We start from the raw sequence: 20,768 nt of genomic DNA on the forward strand, positions 1-20,768 counted from the left end.
ATCCGGGGGACAGCCGCTCCTGGTCGCAGCATGGAACGGGATGCCGAAGCTGCCAATCTCGCGACTTGTGGGGAGATATTCAGTCCGGCCCGCAGTTGCTGCCGAACGTCCGGCAGGACAAAGGCGGCGCGAACGGTCATAACCGATCTGGCTTTGCGTCGCCGCAATTCCTAAACCCAACTCCAAGCCGTCAGAATCTCCGGATCGAGCAACTGGCTCGCCGGAGCGGCTGCGCCCGGCGATCGAATTCAAACCTCGGCCAGGTCACCCAGGGCTTCAATCAGGGGGGTGATCTCGGCTTCGAAATTCTTCCAGCGCCTCACGGAGGATTTGTAGATCGGCTGACGAACCTGCCAACGGCTGGGGGTGGTAACCGCCCCTTCCCTATCGAAGAAGCGCAAGCAGGCATCATCCCACGGGAGCCCGAGATAATCGATGAGCCGGCGCGACTCCGCCTCTTGGTTCTCCACAAGTGTCTCATATCGATTCTCGAAGATGCGGCCTGGGAACACCTCGTTCCAGTGACGCATCAAGCGGTCGTACTCGCGATAGTAGAGGCCGAGCGCCTGCAGGTCCGCATTGTAGCCGTGCGTCGAGTTGAACGGCAGGACGTAGCACGATACGCAGTTGTCGATAGCATCGCGGCGACAGTGAATGATGCGCGCCTTGGGAAAGAGAAGGCTGAGAAGGCCGATCAATTCGAAGTTGTGCGGCATCTTATCTATGATGCGCTGCGCCGTCGGAGCGCGCTCGCGCAGATAGGAATGGTGTTCATGGGCCAACGTCTTCGACAAGCCTTCGGTGATTGTCGAGATCGGTTTGCTGAAATCGGAGGCCGAGGCTTGCAGACCGATTGCATTCGCCACCCGCCTTAGCTTGCTCAACTCTCCCGCCCCGTGAGCCTCGGGATGACTGGCGCATATTTGTTCGGTAAGCGTGGTGCCCGAGCGCGGCATGCCCACCACGAACACAGGCGCTTCGGAAGAATTGCCATAACCGGACCTTGCCGCAAAGAAATCCGGCGTGAAGGTTTCAATCGTCAGGTCTATGAAACGACGGTACTGATCGATGTCGAATTTGTGACCTTCCGCTTGCTTCGCCTTCCTGAAGTGGTCGAAGGCTTGCGCATAGCGCTTGAGGTCGTTCCCCACCTTACCGGCGGCGTAGTTGAGACTCGCTTTAGCCTCCGGCTTAAGCCCCGGCCTGTTCAACTCGCGAAGGATCGACTGGAATTCGGCGGGCTCCTCAGTGAATTTTCGGGTTTGCACAAGGTCGTAGTAGGCGGCCGCCACGTCGATGCGGCGTTCGATCGCCTCCTTGAGATAGGAAGCGGCCTCATCCATGCGCCCAAGGCCTGTGAGCGCGGCTGCTATTCCGATCCGCGCCTTGGGATGGTCGCGCTTGATCCTCAGCGCCTGCTCATACAGCGGCAAGGCCAGATCAGGTTTATCGAACTGGGTGTAGACGCCCCCCAAGGCACAAAGCGCCTCTACCAGATCGGGCTGCACTTCCAAGGCGTATTGGATGTGTTTGACGGCCGCTGAGAATTCACTCAGCTTCCCATAGGCCTCGCCGAGGCTAAGATGGTAGTAGGGGTTTCTAGGCTCCTCGCCGACTGCACGCGCGAAATAGCGCAAGGCCGCCTCATGATCGTAACCCAGACAGACGGTGCCCATGATGTACAGGGCCAGCGGATGATTTGGCGTTCGAGCCAGCACCTGGAAGCATAAATCCTGTGCTTCATCCAGGCGTTTGGCCTGTTGACACTCATAAGCTTTCTTCAGCAAAGCGTCGTCGGCCTGTGCGCGGGCAAGCGAATTCTGGAGGCTCGGCTGTGGCGGACTTGCCTGGGGCCATCTGGGCTTCGGCATAACGCCGGATTTGAGGTGTTTGGACCAGGCAGGTGGCAGTCGGTTATTCATGCCTTTGGCTAGCAAAGGGGGCGGGCGAAATCCAGTAAACACAATGCGATGCGGGTCCGCGGAATAGATATTCAGCGCCCCAACCCATCCCCGTCTGATCGGCCCACAGTACTGCCAGCCTTGGCACGCATCTGCACCTTGCCTCTACACCGATCGGATGTCCCCTTTCCGCAAGCGGCATCGTTTCAGAGGAGATTATTTGCGCTGACACATCAATTTCGGCGCGCATTACAGCTCGCCAGGTCGCCCAAGGTGTTTTGGTCGTACTCTGTCAACCCAGGTGCGCCAGAGGCCAAATTGAGATATGGGGCAGCCTAGCCAGTGGCAGTCAAATCTCCGCCAAGTCACCCAACGCTTCGATCAGGGGCTGGATTTCGCGCTCATAGTTCTTCCAGCGCTTCACCGAAGATTTGTAGATCGGCTGGCGAACCTGCCAGCGACTGTACGTGTTTACCGCACCATCCCTCTCGAAGAAGCGAAGGCATGCATCGTCCCATGATAGCCCAAGATAGTTTATCAGACGGCGCGACTGCTCCTCCTGGTTTTCAATCAGCGTCTCATAACGATTTTCGAGAATACGACCCGGGAAAACTCTGTTCCAATGGCGCATCAAGCGATCATACTCGCGATAGTAAAGTCCAAGTGTGCGCAAATCGCAATTGTAGCTATGACCTTCGCTAAAGGCCAGCATGAAGCAAGAAACACAATTATCGATGGCGTCGCGACGGCAATGAATGACCCGCGCGTTGGGGAAGAGAAGCCAGATGAGGCCTACCACTTCGAAATTGTGCGGCATCTTATCGATGACGCGCGCCGCATGGGGTGCCCTCTCCCGTAGATAAGCCAAGTGTTCATCCGCCAGCATTTTTGAAAGATCGGGTGTGATTGACATGATCGATTGGGCCATGTCGCCCGAAGAGCGATCTAGTAGGCCGGTTGCGTTCGCAACTCGCCTCAGCTTGCTAAGTTCGCCCGCGCCGTGCGCATACGGATGGCTGGCGCAAATTTGTTCAGTAAGCGTGGTCCCCGAACGTGGCATGCCAACAACAAAAACAGGCACTTCAGACGAATTTCCATAGCCCGCTCTTTCGGCTAGCAGGTCTGGGGTGAATATCTCGATCATCGAATCGACCCAGCGCCGGTACTGGTCGACATCGAACCTGTAACCCAAGGCCTCTTTCGCCTTGTTAAAGTGAAAAAAAGCCTGTTCGTAGCGTTTGAGGTCGTTCAGAACCTTGCCGGCCGCGTGATGGAGTTGCCCCGCGCACTGGCCGCCCAGCTTTGAATTGTCGAGTTCGCGCAGAATGGATTGGAGTTCCGCGGGCTCCTCCGCGAATTTGCGGGTGTGTACAAGATCGTTATAGGCAGTTGGCACTTCAATCCGCCGATCGATCGCTTCCTTCAGGTAGGTAGCGGCTTCATCCATCCGCCCGAGGCTGCTGAGCGCGTTAGCAAGCCCTATGCGTACCTTCGGATGGTCGCGATTGATTCTCAACGCCTTCTCGAAGAGCGGCAATGCCATCTCTGGTTTATCAAACGCCAAATAAACACGGCCAAGAGAACAAAGCGCTTCTACAAGATCAGGCTGCAAGTCCAGTGCATACTCTATGTGCTTGATCGCTGACGAAAACTCGCTGAGTTTTACATAGACGTCGCCGAGACTTAGATGGTAGTAAGGATTTTTAGGCTCCTCGCCGACAGCTCGCGCGAAATATCGCAAAGCCTTTTCATCGTCGTAGCCCACATACACCGTCCCCAGGATGTACATAGCAAGAGGATGATTTGGCGTGCGCGCAAGGACTTGGAGGCATATGTCCTGAGCCTCCTCCAGCCGTTTGGCTTGCTGGTGTTCATAGGCTTGCTTCAGGAGCTCGTCGTCGGCTCTCTCTCGCGCGCGCAAATTTGTTTTCAGCAAACTGGCTTGCGGCAACTTGGTTTGCGGCGCAGGGCCGGATCTAAGGTGCTTTGACCAAGCAGGCGGCAGTCGATTGTTCATGGTGCCTCGCTACCAAAAACAAGCGGCGGAATCCAGCCTGAGCCGCGCAATCGATATGGTTCTGGCGCAGCTTGCGTCCTTCCATCGCTCACGTTAGCAAGAAGCCACCTTTCTCAACCGAGCCTTTGCCATGCGCCAGCGCCCTTCCCTTACGCCGATCGTCGGCGCGCTTCCCACCACGGTGCCGTTCGTCGGGCCGGAGGCGCAGGAGCGCGAGCGCGGCCGGCCTTTCCGCGCCCGCATCGGCGCCAATGAGAGCAGCTTTGGCCCCTCGCCGCGCGTGATTGCCCGCATGGAGAGCGTCGCGCGCGACCAGTGGATGTATTGCGACCCCGACAATTTCGAGCTGAAGGTCGCGGCGGCCGCGCATCACAATGTCGGCGTCGAGAACGTGGTGGTCGGCGAAGGCATTGACGGGCTGCTCGGCCTTGTGGCGCGCATGTATGTCGCGCCGGGCGACGCGGTGGTGACCTCGCTTGGCGCCTATCCCACCTTCAACTTCCACATCGCCGGCGTCGGCGGCCGGCTGGTGACGGTTCCCTACGCCGACGACAAGGAGGACCTCGACGGACTGCTTGCCGCTGTCGCCCGGGAACGAGCGCCGCTCGTCTATCTCTCCAATCCGGACAATCCGATGGGAAGCTGGTGGGAGGCGCCGGACGTCGTCGGCTTCATCGAGGCCCTGCCGGAAACCACCATGCTGGTGCTGGACGAGGCCTATGGCGAGCTCGGACCGGCATCGGCGCTGCCGCCGATCGACGTCGCGCGGCCGAACGTCGTGCGCATGCGCACCTTCTCCAAGGCGTATGGGCTTGCCGGCATCCGCTGCGGCTATGCGGTGGCCGAACGGGAAGTGATCCGCGACTTCGAAAAGATCCGCAACCATTACGGCGTCAGCCGCATGGCGCAGATCGCCGGGCTCGAGGCGATGGCCGATCAGGACTATCTGAATTCGGTGGTGGCGCGCGTGGCCGCGGGGCGCCGGCGCATTGCGGCCATCGCCGAGGAAAACGGGCTGAAGCCGCTGCCCTCGGCGACCAATTTCGTCACCATAGACTGCGGCCGCGACGGCGCCTTCGCGCTGAAGGTGATGCAGGCGCTGCTCTCGCGCGACGTCTTCATCCGCAAGCCGATGGCGCCGCGGCTCGACCGCTGCATCCGGGTCAGCGTCGGCCTCGACCATGAGCTCGACATCTTCGCCGAGGAATTGCCTGGCGCGCTGGCGACGGCGCGGGGGAACTAACGGCGATCCACAGCCGTTGCGTTTGCGCGGCGCCGAGCCGGATTCCGTAAGGCTTCGAAGGCGGAGACGAGCATGGTCGAGCAGAAGAGAACCGTTCGGGCGCGCATCTCCGGCAAGGTGCAAGGGGTCAGCTACCGGGTTTGGGCGCGGGACGAAGCCGTGCGCCTCGGACTGACGGGCTGGGTGCGAAACGAGCACGACGGTTCGGTCACGGCGCTCATCGCCGGCGCCGACGCAGCGATCGACTCGATGGTCGATCGGCTGTGGCGGGGGCCTAGGGGCGCGACGGTCATCAGGGTCGAGGTCGAAGAACGCACGGACGATAGTGCACCTATCGACTTCAGGATCATCGCCTAGGCAAGTCCGCCGAAATCAGCTTCCATCCACCGATCGGCAAACCGTCCGACATTGCTTCTGGTGCGATACGCACACGATATATGTGCGTATATTCCGATTTGTTACTTTAGCGCCGCATGATGAACATATTTGCTCCATAGCCGGAAAGGCGGGTGACGGAGATCAGGGGGCTCACCAAACAGTATCAACGGGGATATCCGATGCCGCAGCACAGTGCAGTATCTGCTCGAGCTCATCAATGCTGAGCGCGCCAAGACCGGCGCCCAGCCCCTGGCCTTCGACAACGATCTCAGCGAAGCCGCCGAGGGCCACGACAAGTGGATGCTGGCCACCGACACATTCTCCCACACCGGTTCCGGAGGTTCGTCGCCGACGACGCGCATGACGAATGCCGGCTATACGCTGAGCGGCTCATGGGCCACGGGCGAGAACATCGCCTGGGCAACGACCCGCGCGCCGACCGGCTATGTCGACGAGGTCAAGCTTCTCCACACCAATCTGATGAATTCTCCCGGGCACCGGGCCAACACCCTCAATTCCAACTTCCGTGAAGTTGGGCTCGCCTTCGAGGTCGGCGACTACAAGGGCCGCAGCAGCGCCTTCGTCACCGAGGATTTCGCCAAGAGCGGCACGGATCTCTTCCTCACCGGCGTCGCTTTCGACGACAAGGACGGCGACCGTTTCTACGATCCGGGCGAAGGGCTGGGCACCATCACGGTGACCGCCAGAAACTCAGCCGGCCAGACCTTCAAGACCACGACCTCGGCCGCCGGCGGCTATGATCTAGCGCTGAAGCCCGGCACCTATAGCGTCACTTTTTCGGGTGCCAATATCGCCACTTCGACGCAGACGGCGACAATCGGCACCAAGAACGTCAAGCGCGACCTGATCGACCCGGCAATGAAATCGGGCACGCTCGCGGCGACGGCATCGGCAGAAGATTCAGGATCCGATTCAAGCCACACCCCGGCCGCGCAGACCAGCGGATCGAACACGGGCAACGGCACCAAAAATTGGCTCGCCGACTTCTTCGGTAAGCATCCTATTGGCGACCGGGGCACGCCTGGTCTCACCGACTCCACCGACGCGCCCAAGCATGATGCGGTGGCCTTGGACGGCGACCAATTCTTGTTCCGTCACGCCTCGCACGCCAATCCGGACAACGCGCCGGATCCGTCGGACCATGTCCAGCAGGCTGTGGAACGGGCGGCAGCGGGGCTGCACGACCACCTGCCGGCCGACAATCCGGTCTTTGCCAACGCGGCCGATGCGGCGCAGTCCGCGATCACCAAGATCCTGGCGCAGATTGCCGGCCATTCCGACCATCAAACGACGGCACTCGTCGGCTGATCTTGACCGCGGGCCGCGCCTCGATCGCGGCCCGCCAACCCGCCTCAAGCCGGGCGCGGTTTTTTCGGGGGTAACCATCTGACACGCTCGCCTTTAGCTGACCTGAAACCTTCCGAGCTTCGCAAGGCGCTCGCCTCCTTCCGCGGCCCGTATGCGGCCGTCGCCGGCCTCAGCGGCCTCATCAACGTGCTGATGCTGTCCGGTTCGCTGTTCATGCTGCAGGTCTATGACCGCGTTCTGCCTAGCCGCAGCGTGCCGACGCTGGTGGCGCTGATCATTCTGGTCGCCGTGCTTTATGCCTTCCAGGGCGTCCTCGAAGCGATCCGTGCGCGCGTGCTGACACGCATCGGCGCCGGCATCGACGAGCTCATCGCCGGCCGCGTCTTCAACTGCCTCGTGCGGCTGCCGCTCAGAACGCCTGATCGCGGCGAAGGCCTGCAGGCGCTACGCGATCTCGACCAGGTCAGCGGCTTCCTTTCCAGCCCCGGCCCGGGTGCGCTGTTCGATCTGCCATGGATGCCGCTCTATGTTGTGATCTGCTTTCTTTTCCATCCCTGGATCGGCGTCGCGGCGCTCATCGGCGCGCTGCTGCTGATCGCGCTGACGGGGCTCACCGATCGCCTGGTCCGCGCCCCGACCAAGGCAATGTCGGGCTTCGGCACAAGGCGCGGCGCGATCGCGCAGGCGAGCGCCCGCAACGCCGAAGTGCTGGCCGCCATGGGCATGGGCGAGAGGCTGGCCGGGCGCTGGAGCCAAGCAAACAACGCCTTCCGCGAGGCGCAGGCGCAGGCGAGCGACCTGACGAGCGGATTGGGTGCGGCTTCGCGCATCATGCGCATGATGCTGCAGTCGATGGTCCTGGCGCTCGGCGCCTATCTGGTCATTTACCAGCAGGCCACGCCCGGCATCATCATCGCCAGTTCAATCCTGACATCGCGGGCGCTGGCGCCGATCGAGCTCGCCACCGCGTATTGGAAGCACTTCCTCAGCACGCGCCAGAGCTGGCAGAGGCTGGTCGATCTGTTTGCCGCCTTTCCGGTCGACGATGGCGGCATGGAGCTTCCGGCGCCAAACGCGACACTCGCTGTGGAAACCGTCGGGGTGACGGCGCCTGGTGGACGGCGCATCCTGCTGGAGGATATCGACTTTTCGCTCGACGCCGGCTCCGGCATGGGCCTGATCGGCCCGAGCGGCTCCGGAAAATCCTCGCTCGTGCGCGCGCTCGTCGGCGTATGGCCCACGATGCGCGGCAAGATCCGTCTCGACGGCGCTGCAATCGAGCAGTGGCCGGCGCAGGCGCTTGGCCGCCATATCGGCTATCTGCCGCAGGATGTCGAATTGTTCGCCGGTACGGTCGCCCAGAACATCAGCCGCTTCGACGAGAACGCCATGCCGGAGGCGATCATCGAGGCCTCCCAGGCTGCCGGCGTGCACGACATGATCCTCCGCCTGCCCGAAGGCTATCAAACCGAGATCGGCGAGAGCGGCGCGGCACTTTCCGCCGGACAGCGTCAGCGTGTAGGCCTGGCGCGCGCGCTGTTCGGCAATCCGTTCCTCGTCGTGCTCGACGAGCCGAATTCCAACCTCGATGCCGCGGGCGACCAAGCGCTGACGCGTGCCATCGAAGGCATCAAAGCGCGCGGCGGCATCGTCATCGTGGTCGCGCATCGTCCCAGCGCCCTCGCCGCGCTCGACCACTTGCTGGTGCTGAATGGCGGCAGACAGCAGGCATTCGGGCTGAAGAGCGAGATCGCACGGCAGGCTTTGCAGCCGGTGACGAAACCGCTGCATGCGGTCGGATCGGCGGGCTGAGATGAGGTCGGCAACTCCCTATTTCAAAGCCGATGCGTTGCGCGTGGTGCGCGACATCGCATTGTCCGCCAGGGCGCGCGCGATCGCGCTGCTCGACCGCGGTTCGAAGCCGATCGAAGGTGCTTCGCCCCAGCAGCAGCGCTTGCGTCAGGCCATTCGCAGGAACGTCCGGGCGGGAGCGATCGCAGCGGCGCTGCTTGTCGGCGGGCTCGGCCTTTGGGCGGCATCAAGCAGTCTTGCCGGAGCCGTGGTCGCAGGCGGCCATCTGGTCGTCGGCTCGAACGTGAAGTCCGTCCAGCATCCGCAAGGCGGCGTCGTCGGCGCTCTCAACGTGCAGAACGGCAGCACGGTCGAGGCGGGCGACGTCCTGGTGCGGCTGGACGACACGGTGGCGCGTGCCAATCTCGCCATCGTCGACAACGGTCTCGACGAGCTCTCTGCCCGCCGCGCCCGGCTGATTGCCGAACGCGACGGCGCCCAGGCGGTGCTCTATCCCGAGCAGCTGTCGGGAAACGCGCATGCCCCTCAGATCGGTCATCTCATCGACGGCGAGAACAGGCTGTTCGCGCTGCGGCGGCAGGCGCGCGAGGGCAAGATTTCACAGCTACGCGAGCGCATCGTGCAGTTCCGTCAGGAGATCGCGGGTATCGAGGCCCAGCTCAGGAGCAAGCAGCAGGAGATATCCCTTACCAAGATCGAGCTCGAGGGCATGCGGGACCTCTGGAAAAAGAAGCTGGTGCCGATCTCGCGTCTGGCCGATCGCGAACGCGCCGAGGCAAGGCTCGACGGCGAAAACGGGCAGTTGATCGCCGCCGCGGCGCAGACGCGCGGGCGCATCAGCGAGATGGAACTGGCGATCATCCAGATCGATCAGGACCTGCGCAGCGAAGTGGCGGGCGAACTGAGGGAGATCGACGGCAAGATGAGCGAACTGCGCGAGCGTCAGATCGCGGCCGAGCAAACGCTGAAGCAGATCGATATCCGCGCCCCGCAATCGGGCCGGGTGCATCAGCTGGCCGTGCACACGATCGGCGGCGTGATCGCGCCCGGCGAGGCGATCATGCAGATCGTGCCGAGCGCCGACGCGCTGGTGGTCGAGGCGCGCGTCGCGCCGCAGGACATCGACCAGGTGCGCATCGGACAGAACGCCACGCTTCGCCTTTCGGCCTTCAGCCAGCAGATCACGCCGGAAGTCGAGGGCCAGGTTGACCGTATCTCGCCCGACCTCATCGAGGACCAGAAAGCCGGGGTCGCCTATTACGCGGTGCGCATCGTGCTGACGCAAAGCAGCCTCAAACAGGCGGGATCGCTGGAACTGAAGCCGGGAATGCCGGCGGAGGTGTTCCTGAGAACCGGCGACCGCACGGTGCTTTCCTATCTGCTTAAGCCCCTGACCGATCAGGCGAGCCGCGCTTTCCGCGGCGACTAAGTCGCTCCGCTCTACAGATCCAGCCGAGGCTTGCGTCAGACCGATTGCAGGCCATTGCCCTTCGGCCTGAACACCTTCGCTTGCCCGCTTGAATTAATTGAACGTTCGTTTTATTATCTGCTTCGCAGAGGCAAACATGGCACGCACCACGGGTTCAGATGGCGAAAAAACCGAGGCGGCCGTTCGCGAGGCGGCGGTCGGCCTGATCGCGCGGCTCGGCTATGAGGCGATGTCGATGCGCCAGCTGGCGACCGAAGTCGGCGTGCAGGCCGCCGCGCTCTATCGCTATTTTCCCACCAAGGAGGATCTGCTGTTCACGCTGATGCGCGAGCATATGGAAGGCCTGCTCAAGGCCTGGGATGACGCGCGCCCGGCAGCGGCCGATCCGGCGGCGCGGCTCGCCGCCTATGTCGAGAACCACATTGCCTTCCATATCGAGCGGCGCCGCGCCACCCATGTCTCCAACATGGAATTGCGCAGCCTCTCGCATGAGCGGCTGACGCAGATCCTCAAGATGCGCACGGCCTATGAGAAGGAATTGCGCGCGATCCTGCGCGACGGCGCCGACGCCGGCATCTTCGAGATCGACGATGTCGGCCTGACCGCCATGGCGCTGATCCAGATGATGACCGGCGTCATCGTCTGGTTCCGTCCGGGCGAGCGGCTGTCGATCTCTGAAGTCACGGAGACATATCTTTCGATGACAAGGCGGCTCGTCGGCGCGAAGATCGGCGCCGGCAGCGCAACGCGTCCCGTCCGACGCGCAAAGGAGGCCGCGGCACTTTGATTTCGCGCATTATCCTTATCGAAGTCGATTTCGGGGTCATGCGCCGGGAGGAACGCCATGTACACGAATACGCTGAACTTCGGGCTTGATGCCGACATCGAGGCGTTGCGCGATACCGTAAGGCGCTTCGCACAAGACAGGCTCGCGCCGATCGCGGCCGATATCGACCGCTCCAACGAATTCCCGGCACATCTGTGGGGGGAGCTCGGCGCGCTCGGCCTGCTCGGCATCACCGCCGATCCCGAGTTCGGCGGCAGCGGTATGGGCTATCTCGCGCATGTCGTGGCGATGGAGGAGATTTCCCGCGCATCCGCCTCGGTCGGCCTCTCCTACGGCGCGCATTCCAATCTCTGCGTCAACCAGATCAACCGCTGGGCAACGCCGGCACAGAAGGAGAAATACCTCCCTGCGCTCTGCTCGGGCGAAAAGGTCGGCGCGCTGGCCATGTCGGAATCCGGATCAGGCTCGGACGTCGTGTCGCTGCGGCTGCGCGCCGAAAAGCGCAACGACCGCTATGTGCTCAACGGTTCGAAAATGTGGATCACCAACGGACCCGATGCCGAGACCTTGGTGGTCTATGCCAAGACCGATCCGGAGCGCAATTCGCGCGGCATCACCGCCTTCATCATCGAAAAAACCTTTGCCGGGTTTTCGGTGGCCCAAAAACTGGACAAGCTCGGCATGCGCGGCTCGAACACCGGCGAGCTCGTCTTCGAGAATGTCGAGGTGCCGTTCGAGAATGTGCTGCATGAGGAAGGGCGCGGCGTCGAGGTGCTGATGTCGGGCCTCGACTATGAGCGCGCCGTGCTCTCCGGCGGGCCGATCGGGCTGATGGCGGCCTGCCTCGACGTGGCGGTGCCTTACGTGCATGAGCGCAAGCAGTTCGGCCAGCCGATCGGCAGTTTTCAGCTGGTGCAGGGCAAGCTTGCCGACATGTATTCGACGATGAACGCGGCGCGCGCCTATGTCTACGCCGTGGCCGGTGCCTGCGACCGCGGCGAGACCACGCGCAAGGACGCCGCCGGCTGCGTGCTCTTCGCGGCCGAAAAGGCGACGCAGATGGCGCTCGATGCCATCCAGCTGCTCGGCGGCAACGGCTATATCAACGATTATCCGACCGGGCGGCTTCTGCGCGACGCCAAGCTCTACGAGATCGGCGCCGGCACCAGCGAGATCCGCCGCTGGCTGATCGGCCGCGAGATCATGGCGGAGGGAGTGTGATGTCTCCCTCCGTCACCTCAGCCGAACCCCTTAGGCAGGTCGTCGGTCGGCTTGGCGACGATCTGATGCTCATCGCGCCACAGAACCTCACGCTGGCGCCGGGACGTGATCGAGCGCACAGGCAAGCCGCCCTCCTCGATCAGCCAGGCGCAATAGCGCGCACGGCTGATGGCTTCCTTGGCGTTCGGGTGGAACCAGCAGACGCCCCAAATCGGCTCACGGCGCTTGAAATGCCGCCCAACCCGGCCAGGAATGGGCAAATGCCGATTGAACCAGGCGAACTGATCCTCCAGTTCGCCATGGATCCAGTCCGGGCAGCCATTCCGGTACAAGTACCAGGACGCATGGAAAAAGCCGCTCTCTACCCGGCTCTTCGGATGGATCAGCGGCGTTACAAACCGCACATACATAGTGACACCCACAGCGCTTGCAGGCGCCGTGTTCCTTTTGCTCAAATCCGGGACGTGGAAAGCCGCCCTTCGGCGGCGTCAGGCCATGGCCGAGGGGAGACATTTGGTGAAACGCATATCGATGCCTTTCATCGTCGCCTCCTGAGGTGTCATTCGTACAAAAGATGCCGCGCTGCGCACGCAGCATCCGGGTGCGGGCTGTTACACTGGTTGCGTTGCGGCATCAAGAGGTGTGAGGAATAACGTGGCCACACTCCAAACCCAAATCTCCCCCTCCTCGGAAAGCTTCCGCGCCAATGCCGAGCGCATGCGGGCGCTGGTCGACGATATCGCCGAGAAGGCGGCGGGCATCGAGCGCGGCGGCTCGGACGAGGCGCGCGAGCGCCACCAAAGCCGCGGCAAGCTGCTGCCGCGCGAAAGATTGGCGCAACTGCTCGACACCGGCTCGCCTTTTCTCGAGGTCGGCCAGTTCGCGGCATGGTCGATGTATGGCGAGGATATTCCGTCGGCCGGCATCATCACCGGCATCGGCCGTGTCGAAGGCCGGGAGGTGATGGTCGTCGTCAACGACGCGACGGTGAAAGGCGGCACCTATTATCCGGTGACGGTGAAGAAGCATCTGCGCGCGCAGGAGATCGCGCTGCAGAACAAGCTGCCTTGCGTCTACCTGGTCGACAGCGGCGGCGCCAACCTGCCCAACCAGGACGAGGTCTTCCCCGACCGTGAGCATTTCGGCCGCATCTTCTACAACCAGGCCAACATGTCGGCAGCCGGCATCCCGCAGATCGCTTGCGTCATGGGCTCCTGCACGGCGGGCGGGGCCTATGTGCCGGCGATGTCGGACGAAACGATCATGGTGCGCAACCAGGCGACCATTTTTCTTGGCGGCCCGCCGCTGGTGAAGGCTGCCACCGGCGAGGACGTCAGCGCCGAGGAGCTCGGCGGCGCCGAGGTCCACACCAGGCTTTCCGGCGTCGCCGACCACTATGCCATGGATGACGAGCACGCGCTGGCCATTTGCCGACGCATCGTCAAGAACCTGAATCGGAACAAGGCCGTAAGCCTGAACTTACAGAAACCAGTATCACCGCTTCACGATCCGCATGAACTCTACGGCATCGTGCCGACTGATTTGCGCCAGCCCTATGACGTTCGCGAGGTGATCGCGCGTCTGGTCGACAGTTCCGAGTTCGACGAGTTCAAGCAGAATTACGGCACCACCTTGGTCACCGGTTTTGCGCATCTGCACGGCATGCCGGTCGGCATCCTCGGCAACAATGGGGTGCTGTTCTCGGAAAGCGCGCTGAAGGGCGCGCATTTCATCGAGCTCTGCTGCCAGCGCGGCATTCCGCTGATCTTCCTGCAGAACATCACCGGCTTCATGGTCGGGCGAAAGTATGAGGCCGGCGGCATCGCCAAGGACGGCGCCAAGCTGGTCACGGCGGTCGCCACGGCACGCGTGCCGAAGCTTACGGTGATCATCGGCGGTTCGTTCGGCGCCGGCAATTACGGCATGTGCGGCCGCGCCTATTCGCCCCGCTTCCTGTGGATGTGGCCGAATGCGCGCATTTCGGTGATGGGCGGCGAGCAGGCGGCGACGGTGCTCGCCATGGTCAAGCGCGAGGGCATCGAGCGCAAGGGCGGTGAGTGGAGCGCCGAAGAGGAAGCGAAATTCAGGAAGCCGATCCTGATGAAATACGAGCATGAGGGTCACCCGCTCTATTCTTCGGCAAGGCTTTGGGACGACGGCATCATCGATCCGGCCAGGACGCGCGAGGTGCTGGCGCTCAGCCTCTCGGCGGCGCTCAATACCGGGGTCGAGGAAACGAAGTTCGGCGTGTTCAGGATGTGACGATGAGCGGCGTCAGCGATAGGATCCGCGTGCATACCGGCGACATCACCAGGCTTAAGGTCGATGCCATCGTCAATGCCGCCAATTCCTCGCTGCTCGGCGGCGGTGGTGTCGACGGCGCTATCCACCGCGCCGCCGGGCCGGAGCTGGTCGCCGAATGCCGCACGCTGAACGGCTGCAGGACCGGGGATGCCAAACTGACGAAAGGCTACCGGCTGCCGGCGCGCTATGTCATTCACACTGTCGGCCCGGTCTGGCACGGCGGGGGCGAGGCCGAGGCGGAGTTGCTCGCCTCCTGCTATCGGCGCTCGCTGGAGATTGCCACCGGTAAGGACTGTCGAACGATAGCATTTCCGGCGATCTCGACCGGCATCTACGGCTATCCGAAAGATCAGGCTACCGAAGTAGCCGTCGGCACGGTTGCTGTTTTTCTAGGCGAAAACACCCCCAAGACGGTCACTTTCTGCTGCTTCGACGATCTGACTGCCAGACTATACAGCTCAGCCGTTGCTGCAATTGGGGGAGCCTGAACTTTATGACAAAGACGTTCCACCCGTTCACGAGATCGAGATTCTTGAGTGACCATCTAGCGACGCCGGCAAATATTCGATATTGCTCATCCTGCATTGTCTCATGGGGATGGGGTAAAAATGATACGAGAATATCTGCGGAAAGCATCCGCGTCGATACTTGCAGGAATGCTTATATGCGCCTCGTGCGGCGCTGTCGTCGCCGGGTCGCTGGCTGGAAGCGAGGGGGACAAGCGCTTTCCACCCTACATCCCACGCAATCCCAAGGATCCGTGCAACAGGGCATACAAGGCCTATCTGGCGGCGAGCGGCCATTCAGCCTACGCGACCACGCCTTATGCCCGGATCATGTCGTCTTACATCATCTGTGGTGGACACCTGAATGCGCCGTCCCAAAAGGTTGCGGAAGAGCTGGCGATGAAATCCTGCCTGGCCACGCGCGCGCACTACAAGGTGACTACGGGCGGCGCCTGCGAGATCGCCGCATCGAAGTAGGCCCGCGCCTGCCGAATTGGCGCTGCCCGTCGCAAACTCGGGATGCTCCATGTTCGGCAAGATCCTGATCGCCAATCGCGGCGAGATCGCTTGCCGCGTCATCCGCACCGCGCGCAAGCTCGGCGTGCGAACAGTCGCCGTCTATTCGGATGCCGACGTGCGAGCGCTGCATGTCGAGATGGCCGACGAGGCGGTGCATATCGGCCCCTCGCCGGTCGGTGACAGCTATCTGCGCGGCGACAGGATCATTGCCGCGGCGCTTGCCACAGGCGCCGAGGCAATCCACCCCGGCTACGGCTTCCTGTCGGAGAACCCCGACTTCGTCGACCAGGTGACGGCGGCGGGCCTCATCTTCATCGGCCCGTCCGCCGCCTCGATCCGCGCCATGGGGCTGAAGGATGCCGCCAAGCGGTTGATGGAAAAGGCCGGCGTTCCGGTGGTGCCCGGCTATCACGGCGAAGCGCAGGAGATTGTGCTGCTTGCCACAAAAGCGCGCGAGATCGGCTACCCGGTGCTGATCAAGGCGCGCGCCGGCGGCGGCGGCAAGGGCATGCGGCGCGTCGACCATCCGGACGACTTCTCCGAGGCGCTGTCCGGAGCGCGGCGCGAGGCCAAGGCTGCCTTCGGCGACGACCGCGTTCTGGTCGAAAAATATGTCGACAAGCCGCGACACATCGAAGTCCAGGTGTTCGGCGACAATTTCGGCAATGTCGTGCATCTTTTCGAGCGCGACTGCTCGGCGCAGCGCCGCCACCAGAAGGTGATCGAGGAGGCGCCCGCCCCCGGCATGACGCCGGCGCTGCGCAAGGCGATGACGGAAGCGGCGGTGAAGGCCGCCAAGGCAATCAGCTATTCGGGCGCCGGCACGATCGAATTCATCGTCGATGCTTCCGAGGCCCTCAAAGCCGACCGCTTCTGGTTCATGGAGATGAACACACGGCTGCAGGTCGAGCATCCCGTCACCGAGATGGTCACCGGCGTCGATCTGGTCGAATGGCAGCTTCGTGTCGCCGCCGGCGAAAAACTGCCGAAGGCGCAGAACGAGATCGCCCTTGCCGGACATGCCTTCGAGGCGCGCATCTACGCCGAGGACGCGGCCAAGGGATTCCTGCCGGCGACGGGCACGCTTTATCATCTCAAATTCCCCGACACACCGCCGGAGGATGCCGCCATGCGCATCGAGACCGGCGTGCGGTCCGGCGATGCGATCTCGCCCTTCTACGATCCGATGATCGCCAAGCTGGTGGTGCAGGCTAGGGACAGAACCACCGCGCTTGGCGCGCTGCGCAAGGCGCTGGCCCGAACCGAAGTTGCCGGCTCGACGGTCAACACCGCCTTCCTTGCAGCACTCGCCGCCGACGCCGATTTCGCGGCGGGCGATATCGACACCGGCCTGATCGGCCGGCATCAGGATGCTCTCGTCGCTGTTCCCCCGCCAAGCGATGAAGCGATCGCCGCGGCGGCGCTGGCAGCGACCGACGCAAGCACGGCGGGTCCGGCCGCCGATCCGTGGTCCTCGCTCGCCGGCTATGCGCATTTCCGTACGCTGGCGCGCCGCACCCGGTTGCGTTACGGCGAGGAGAACATCCTGGCCCGGGTATCGGCGCGGCCTGACGGCCGCTTCCAGGTGGCGCTGGAGGCGCCGCATGACGCAATCAACGCGCACGACCTCAGGAGCATGCCGCGCAGCGCGCGCTGGCCGGGCCATGTCACGGTGTTCGTAGGAGCGGTCGGATATACATTCACGGTGCCGGATCCGCTGGCCAAGGCGGATGAGGCCGCGGCCGCGTCGGACAGCCTGCGCGCGCCGATGCCGGGATTGGTCAAGCTGGTGCGCGCGGCAGCGGGCGATACCGTTATCAAGGGCCAGCCGCTCCTAATCCTCGAAGCGATGAAGATGGAGCACACGATCGCCGCACCCCATGATGGGGTGATTGCCGAGATCGCGGCCGAAGGCGCGCAAGTGAGCGACGGCACGGTGCTGGTGCGGTTCGAGGACGCACGGGGCTGAGCTGCCGGTCGCCTTGGATCGGCAACGGGACAAACTGGCTGGGGCGGCAGGACTCCAGGGGGGCGCCGTAGAGCGCCGAACTGGCCTCCAAATCAGTGCCAAGGCACATACGAAAACGGCCGGGACAAATCCCGGCCATTTCCAATCGATCTGCAGAACGAATTACGGCTTGATCGGCGCGTATTTGCCGTCGTGCCACTGGTTGATGTCGTAGCTGGCGTTCTTCAGGTCGCCCTTCTCGTCGAAGATCACGTCGCCGACCACGGTGCTGATCGGCTTGCCGTCCTTCAGCGCCTCGGCGACCTTGGCCGGGTCGTCGGTGCCGGCGCGCTTGACGCCTTCGGCCACCGCCTGGATCACTGCATAGGAGAACAGCGTGAAACCTTCCGGTGTGAAGCCGCCTTGCTTGATCTTGGCCACGGCCTCCTTCGCTTCCGGCTTCGACTGCGGATCCGAGGGGAAGACGAACATTGTGCCTTCACCGGCCGGGCCGGCGATCTGCCAGAATTCCGGCGAGGCGATCGAGTCCGGCATGATCAGCTGGAACTTGACGTTCTGCTCCGCTGCCTGGCGCAGGATCAAGCCGGCCTCCGGATGGTAGCCGCCGAAATAGACGACGTCGGCCTTGAGCTCTTTCAGCTTGGTGACCAAAGCCGAATAGTCCTTCTCGCCGGCATTGATGCCTTCATAGTCGACCTCCTTGAGGCCGCCGGCATTCATGGTCGCCTTGACAGCATCGGCAACGCCCTGACCGTAGGCGCTCTTGTCGTGCAGGACGACGACGTTCTTGCCGGCATATTTCTTGGCGATCCATGGACCGATGAAAGCGCCCTGCGCATCGTCACGCGTGTAGAGTCGCATGATCGTCGGCCAGCCGGCCTTGGCCGCGGCGTCGGTCAGTTCCGGATTCGACGAGGCCGGGCTCATCATCAGGGTGCCGGCTTCGGCGTAGACGGCGGAAGCGGGAATGCTCGAGCCCGAGCAGGCATGGCCGTCGACGAACTTGACGCCGTTGGCAACGATACGGTTGGCGACCGACACGGCCTGCTTCGGATCGCATTGGTCGTCCTGGATGTCGATCTTGATCTTGTTGCCGTTGACACCTCCGGCGGCATTGATGGCATCCGCCGCGGCCTGCGCGCCCTGCTTGAACTGGTCGCCGATGTTGGCGAGCTGCCCGGTCATCGGGCCGACCACCGAAATCGTGATGTCGTCGGCGAAGGCAACCGATGCGCTCATCGTCAGGCCCAATGCGGCCGCGCTCAAAATACCCAATCTTTTCATGACAATAGAACTCCTCCACTTGCGCGCGGCCGTTCCGGCCACGCTTCTTCCAGAGAGCCGGGACAATTTCACCCTTCGCCGGAACTGTCGAGAGCACAATGTATCGGGATTTGGTTCATTCCGACGGGGAGTTCTTGGGCCAAGCCGCCGTTCCCATACAGCCGGAGACTGCGCAAATGCAAAAGCCGCGCCGGCCTTGTCCCGGCCGGTCGCGGCTTTTGCAGTCGAGCTTCCCGGCGCCCCGCGCACCTGAACCCGCTCGCTTCCCTGTATTGTCGCACGGCTTGAGTTCGTTGACCTGCCGCGTTCTTGGTCTGGTTAACCGGCCTTCTGCGGCCTTGTCCCTTAAGAGCTTCCGGCCCTTACCCCGCAAGATCAGTGCATCGTCATCCATTCGCGCGCTTCGCGCAGCGCCTTGGCGATCTCGGCCTTCGACATCGATGCCGACAATTCCGAGCGCAGCTCGGCGGCGCGGAGCGATCCCTTGATCGCGGCGATGTTGAACCATTTGTGGGCGGCAATGACGTCGGTCTCGCAATCGCGGCCGGTCGCATACATCATGCCCAGTTCGAAAAGAATGTCGGCCTGGGCAGTTGCCCCCATGGCGCCGAAGCCGGCTTCAAGCATTTCAAAGCGTGCCATTTCAATCCCCTGTCTGCTCCCGAGAGCTGCCTCCTTCTGTCCCTGGAATTCCCCTGGGCGGGCCGCTCTTTCGATGCTTTCGAGGATGACGGCTCGCCTTGAATCCGTCGTTAAATGGCTTGCTTAATTTGAAGAAAACAAAGCTAAAACAAGAGGTAAACGCGAAGAACCGTTAAGCATAGGAATCCAGCAATTCAGCCGATCTGCGCCAAATTCGTCGAAAATTTGAGGCGCGGGAATCAAGACTTCGCTAACCACGGAAACCGAAGCCTTTTTCGCCATCCGTTCATTTCCAGCGACCGACGCGGCCGAAATCCTTACAAGCTTCCGTCGCGGCACCGCTTTCGTTTTGGCGATGGCTGGATTAGCTTTACGTTTGCGTAAGGGACAGAGAGGCGGAACGAGGCCCGCCGGAACCCTAAAGGGAGGACAAGCATGTTTCGAAAAGTCAGCCTGGCCCTGGCGGCCACCTTGATGATGGCAGGCGCCGCGTCGGCCGACCCGATCGAGGGCAATTGGAAGACGCAGGCCGGATCGACGGCGGCGATCGCCGGCGGCGGGGCGTTTTCCATCACGCTCAAGTCCGGCAAATATGCCGGCAAGACGATCGGCTCCTTCAAGGCGGCCGGCGACAACAAGTACACCGGCACCATAACGGACCCCGAAACCGACAAGACCTATTCCGGCAAGGCGACGCTTTCCGGCACCTCGCTAAAGATGAGCGGCTGCGTTCTGGGCGGACTGATCTGCAAGACCCAGACCTGGCACAAGCTCTGACAGTCGAACGGATGACGATACAAAAACGGGGCCCGGCGCCCCGTTTTCTTTTTGAGCGCCGTTTCTGAGCGCAACGCTGGACAAGGCATTTCGCAGGCCTTGGCCGGGTCATGACCCCATCAGCCAATTTGAACCGCAGATGAATACCGGTCTCAGAACCGGTTCAGAGGCGTTCGGGCATTCTCCTCGCCATTGAAGGAGAGACCAATGCTTGTCCGCCGCTTCACCATCGTCTGCCTGCTGATGAGCCTGTTCGGCATGTTCTTCGCCATCCTCGTGGCCGAAGCCGGCCGTCCGGCGCGCTCACCGCGAATGGCCGATACCTGCCGGCTGGACTGCATGAACCATTTCGGCCGCTGAAACGACCAATACTCGAAACCGGAACGACACCATGAACCGCATCGCTGCCTCCACCCTCAAAGCTCTTCGGCTCCTGCCGCGGGCGATGCTCATCCTGATGGTGCTTGCCGCTCCTGTGCTGGCGGTGCCGATGATGCGCGCCGACGCCGGTTCGGTCATCGAGGCGCCAACGCCGAAGAAGGCAGGCATCGGCTTCGTGCTGCTGGTCAGCCTGCAGCGTGGCTGACACGGCCAGAGAAAAATACTCCGCAAGGCGGGCTTCGCGCCCGCCTCCCCCTCCCAAGCGCTCT

19 protein-coding genes are annotated in these 20,768 nt (G+C 62.6%); 14 read left to right on the forward strand and 5 right to left on the reverse strand.

Translation table 11 applies throughout. The features are described 5' to 3' along the window. Window positions 1–248: 248 nt before the first annotated feature. Window positions 249–1,922: a sulfotransferase gene (locus P9217_RS03685; protein WP_278086632.1), complete on the reverse strand. Its 1,674-nt coding sequence runs from the start codon at window positions 1,920–1,922 to the stop codon at window positions 249–251. A 328-nt stretch (window positions 1,923–2,250) separates the two neighbouring features. Beyond that, complete coding sequence (locus tag P9217_RS03690) at window positions 2,251–3,918, reverse strand: sulfotransferase (RefSeq protein WP_127324046.1); 1,668 nt, start codon at window positions 3,916–3,918, stop codon at window positions 2,251–2,253. Between the two features lie 130 nt (window positions 3,919–4,048). On the opposite strand from P9217_RS03690, the gene P9217_RS03695 reads away from it, so the two are divergent. The 7 genes from P9217_RS03695 (at window position 4,049) to P9217_RS03725 (ending at window position 12,117) form a co-directional block, all read left to right on the forward strand. After that, window positions 4,049–5,161: a pyridoxal phosphate-dependent aminotransferase gene (locus P9217_RS03695; RefSeq protein ID WP_278086631.1), complete on the forward strand. Its 1,113-nt coding sequence runs from the start codon at window positions 4,049–4,051 to the stop codon at window positions 5,159–5,161. Window positions 5,162–5,233: 72 nt separating this feature from the next. Next, window positions 5,234–5,518, forward strand: coding sequence for an acylphosphatase (locus P9217_RS03700; protein ID WP_067321058.1), 285 nt, complete (start codon window positions 5,234–5,236; stop codon window positions 5,516–5,518). A gap of 213 nt (window positions 5,519–5,731) precedes the next feature. Beyond that, the gene (locus tag P9217_RS03705) at window positions 5,732–6,868 is read left to right on the forward strand and encodes a CAP domain-containing protein (protein WP_278086630.1); all 1,137 of its coding nucleotides are present in this window, start codon (window positions 5,732–5,734) and stop codon (window positions 6,866–6,868) included. A gap of 102 nt (window positions 6,869–6,970) precedes the next feature. Continuing rightward, a complete protein-coding gene (locus P9217_RS03710) occupies window positions 6,971–8,680 on the forward strand; it encodes a type I secretion system permease/ATPase (protein WP_278086957.1) in 1,710 nt (569 codons plus the stop codon). 1 nt (window position 8,681) lies between these two features. Continuing rightward, entirely contained in the window at window positions 8,682–10,109 is a 1,428-nt protein-coding gene (locus tag P9217_RS03715) for an HlyD family type I secretion periplasmic adaptor subunit (protein WP_095823693.1), read from the forward strand. Between the two features lie 136 nt (window positions 10,110–10,245). After that, window positions 10,246–10,896 (forward strand): TetR/AcrR family transcriptional regulator, encoded by a 651-nt coding sequence (locus tag P9217_RS03720; RefSeq protein ID WP_278086629.1) that lies wholly within the window; start codon window positions 10,246–10,248, stop codon window positions 10,894–10,896. A 57-nt stretch (window positions 10,897–10,953) separates the two neighbouring features. Continuing rightward, window positions 10,954–12,117: an isovaleryl-CoA dehydrogenase gene (locus P9217_RS03725; protein WP_278086628.1), complete on the forward strand. Its 1,164-nt coding sequence runs from the start codon at window positions 10,954–10,956 to the stop codon at window positions 12,115–12,117. 17 nt (window positions 12,118–12,134) lie between these two features. On the opposite strand, the gene P9217_RS03730 is transcribed toward P9217_RS03725, so the two are convergent. Next, complete coding sequence (locus tag P9217_RS03730; protein ID WP_278086627.1) at window positions 12,135–12,527, reverse strand: hypothetical protein; 393 nt, start codon at window positions 12,525–12,527, stop codon at window positions 12,135–12,137. A gap of 244 nt (window positions 12,528–12,771) precedes the next feature. Here P9217_RS03730 and P9217_RS03735 point away from each other — a divergent pair, with 244 nt between their 5' ends. The 4 genes from P9217_RS03735 to P9217_RS03750 all read left to right on the forward strand — a co-directional run bounded on the left by P9217_RS03735 (window position 12,772) and on the right by P9217_RS03750 (window position 17,415). Next, the gene (locus P9217_RS03735) at window positions 12,772–14,379 is read left to right on the forward strand and encodes a carboxyl transferase domain-containing protein (protein ID WP_278086626.1); all 1,608 of its coding nucleotides are present in this window, start codon (window positions 12,772–12,774) and stop codon (window positions 14,377–14,379) included. Window positions 14,380–14,381: 2 nt separating this feature from the next. Continuing rightward, the gene (locus P9217_RS03740) at window positions 14,382–14,909 is read left to right on the forward strand and encodes an O-acetyl-ADP-ribose deacetylase (RefSeq protein ID WP_278086625.1); all 528 of its coding nucleotides are present in this window, start codon (window positions 14,382–14,384) and stop codon (window positions 14,907–14,909) included. Between the two features lie 120 nt (window positions 14,910–15,029). After that, complete coding sequence (locus P9217_RS03745; RefSeq protein WP_067321032.1) at window positions 15,030–15,404, forward strand: hypothetical protein; 375 nt, start codon at window positions 15,030–15,032, stop codon at window positions 15,402–15,404. A 49-nt stretch (window positions 15,405–15,453) separates the two neighbouring features. Beyond that, window positions 15,454–17,415, forward strand: coding sequence for an acetyl/propionyl/methylcrotonyl-CoA carboxylase subunit alpha (locus P9217_RS03750; RefSeq protein WP_278086624.1), 1,962 nt, complete (start codon window positions 15,454–15,456; stop codon window positions 17,413–17,415). 162 nt (window positions 17,416–17,577) lie between these two features. On the opposite strand, the gene P9217_RS03755 is transcribed toward P9217_RS03750, so the two are convergent. Both P9217_RS03755 and P9217_RS03760 read right to left on the reverse strand, forming a co-directional pair. Continuing rightward, a complete protein-coding gene (locus tag P9217_RS03755; protein ID WP_067321025.1) occupies window positions 17,578–18,699 on the reverse strand; it encodes an ABC transporter substrate-binding protein in 1,122 nt (373 codons plus the stop codon). Between the two features lie 375 nt (window positions 18,700–19,074). Beyond that, the gene (locus P9217_RS03760; RefSeq protein WP_066997543.1) at window positions 19,075–19,341 is read right to left on the reverse strand and encodes a sel1 repeat family protein; all 267 of its coding nucleotides are present in this window, start codon (window positions 19,339–19,341) and stop codon (window positions 19,075–19,077) included. A 435-nt stretch (window positions 19,342–19,776) separates the two neighbouring features. On the opposite strand from P9217_RS03760, the gene P9217_RS03765 reads away from it, so the two are divergent. The 3 genes from P9217_RS03765 to P9217_RS03775 all read left to right on the forward strand — a co-directional run bounded on the left by P9217_RS03765 (window position 19,777) and on the right by P9217_RS03775 (window position 20,704). Next, on the forward strand, window positions 19,777–20,118 hold the full coding sequence (locus tag P9217_RS03765) for a DUF2147 domain-containing protein (RefSeq protein ID WP_066997546.1): 342 nt from the start codon (window positions 19,777–19,779) through the stop codon (window positions 20,116–20,118). A gap of 207 nt (window positions 20,119–20,325) precedes the next feature. Then, a complete protein-coding gene (locus P9217_RS03770; protein ID WP_164747131.1) occupies window positions 20,326–20,478 on the forward strand; it encodes a hypothetical protein in 153 nt (50 codons plus the stop codon). Window positions 20,479–20,509: 31 nt separating this feature from the next. Beyond that, the gene (locus P9217_RS03775) at window positions 20,510–20,704 is read left to right on the forward strand and encodes a hypothetical protein (protein WP_067321018.1); all 195 of its coding nucleotides are present in this window, start codon (window positions 20,510–20,512) and stop codon (window positions 20,702–20,704) included. Window positions 20,705–20,768 lie beyond the last annotated feature (64 nt).

This window comes from Mesorhizobium sp. WSM4989, from assembly GCF_029625795.1.
Lineage (GTDB): Bacteria > Pseudomonadota > Alphaproteobacteria > Rhizobiales > Rhizobiaceae > Mesorhizobium.

Excerpts from the sequence above, each read along its gene's own strand:
- P9217_RS03685 (WP_278086632.1), bottom strand. The coding sequence starts at position 1,922 with ATGAATAACCGACTGCCACCTGCCTGGTCCAAACACCTCAAATCCGGC.
- P9217_RS03690 (WP_127324046.1), bottom strand. The coding sequence starts at position 3,918 with ATGAACAATCGACTGCCGCCTGCTTGGTCAAAGCACCTTAGATCCGGC.
- P9217_RS03695 (WP_278086631.1), top strand. The coding sequence starts at position 4,049 with ATGCGCCAGCGCCCTTCCCTTACGCCGATCGTCGGCGCGCTTCCCACC.
- P9217_RS03700 (WP_067321058.1), top strand. The coding sequence starts at position 5,234 with ATGGTCGAGCAGAAGAGAACCGTTCGGGCGCGCATCTCCGGCAAGGTG.
- P9217_RS03715 (WP_095823693.1), top strand. The coding sequence starts at position 8,682 with ATGAGGTCGGCAACTCCCTATTTCAAAGCCGATGCGTTGCGCGTGGTG.
- P9217_RS03720 (WP_278086629.1), top strand. The coding sequence starts at position 10,246 with ATGGCACGCACCACGGGTTCAGATGGCGAAAAAACCGAGGCGGCCGTT.
- P9217_RS03725 (WP_278086628.1), top strand. The coding sequence starts at position 10,954 with ATGTACACGAATACGCTGAACTTCGGGCTTGATGCCGACATCGAGGCG.
- P9217_RS03730 (WP_278086627.1), bottom strand. The coding sequence starts at position 12,527 with ATGTATGTGCGGTTTGTAACGCCGCTGATCCATCCGAAGAGCCGGGTA.
- P9217_RS03740 (WP_278086625.1), top strand. The coding sequence starts at position 14,382 with ATGAGCGGCGTCAGCGATAGGATCCGCGTGCATACCGGCGACATCACC.
- P9217_RS03745 (WP_067321032.1), top strand. The coding sequence starts at position 15,030 with ATGATACGAGAATATCTGCGGAAAGCATCCGCGTCGATACTTGCAGGA.
- P9217_RS03750 (WP_278086624.1), top strand. The coding sequence starts at position 15,454 with ATGTTCGGCAAGATCCTGATCGCCAATCGCGGCGAGATCGCTTGCCGC.
- P9217_RS03755 (WP_067321025.1), bottom strand. The coding sequence starts at position 18,699 with ATGAAAAGATTGGGTATTTTGAGCGCGGCCGCATTGGGCCTGACGATG.
- P9217_RS03760 (WP_066997543.1), bottom strand. The coding sequence starts at position 19,341 with ATGGCACGCTTTGAAATGCTTGAAGCCGGCTTCGGCGCCATGGGGGCA.
- P9217_RS03765 (WP_066997546.1), top strand. The coding sequence starts at position 19,777 with ATGTTTCGAAAAGTCAGCCTGGCCCTGGCGGCCACCTTGATGATGGCA.
- P9217_RS03770 (WP_164747131.1), top strand. The coding sequence starts at position 20,326 with ATGCTTGTCCGCCGCTTCACCATCGTCTGCCTGCTGATGAGCCTGTTC.
- P9217_RS03775 (WP_067321018.1), top strand. The coding sequence starts at position 20,510 with ATGAACCGCATCGCTGCCTCCACCCTCAAAGCTCTTCGGCTCCTGCCG.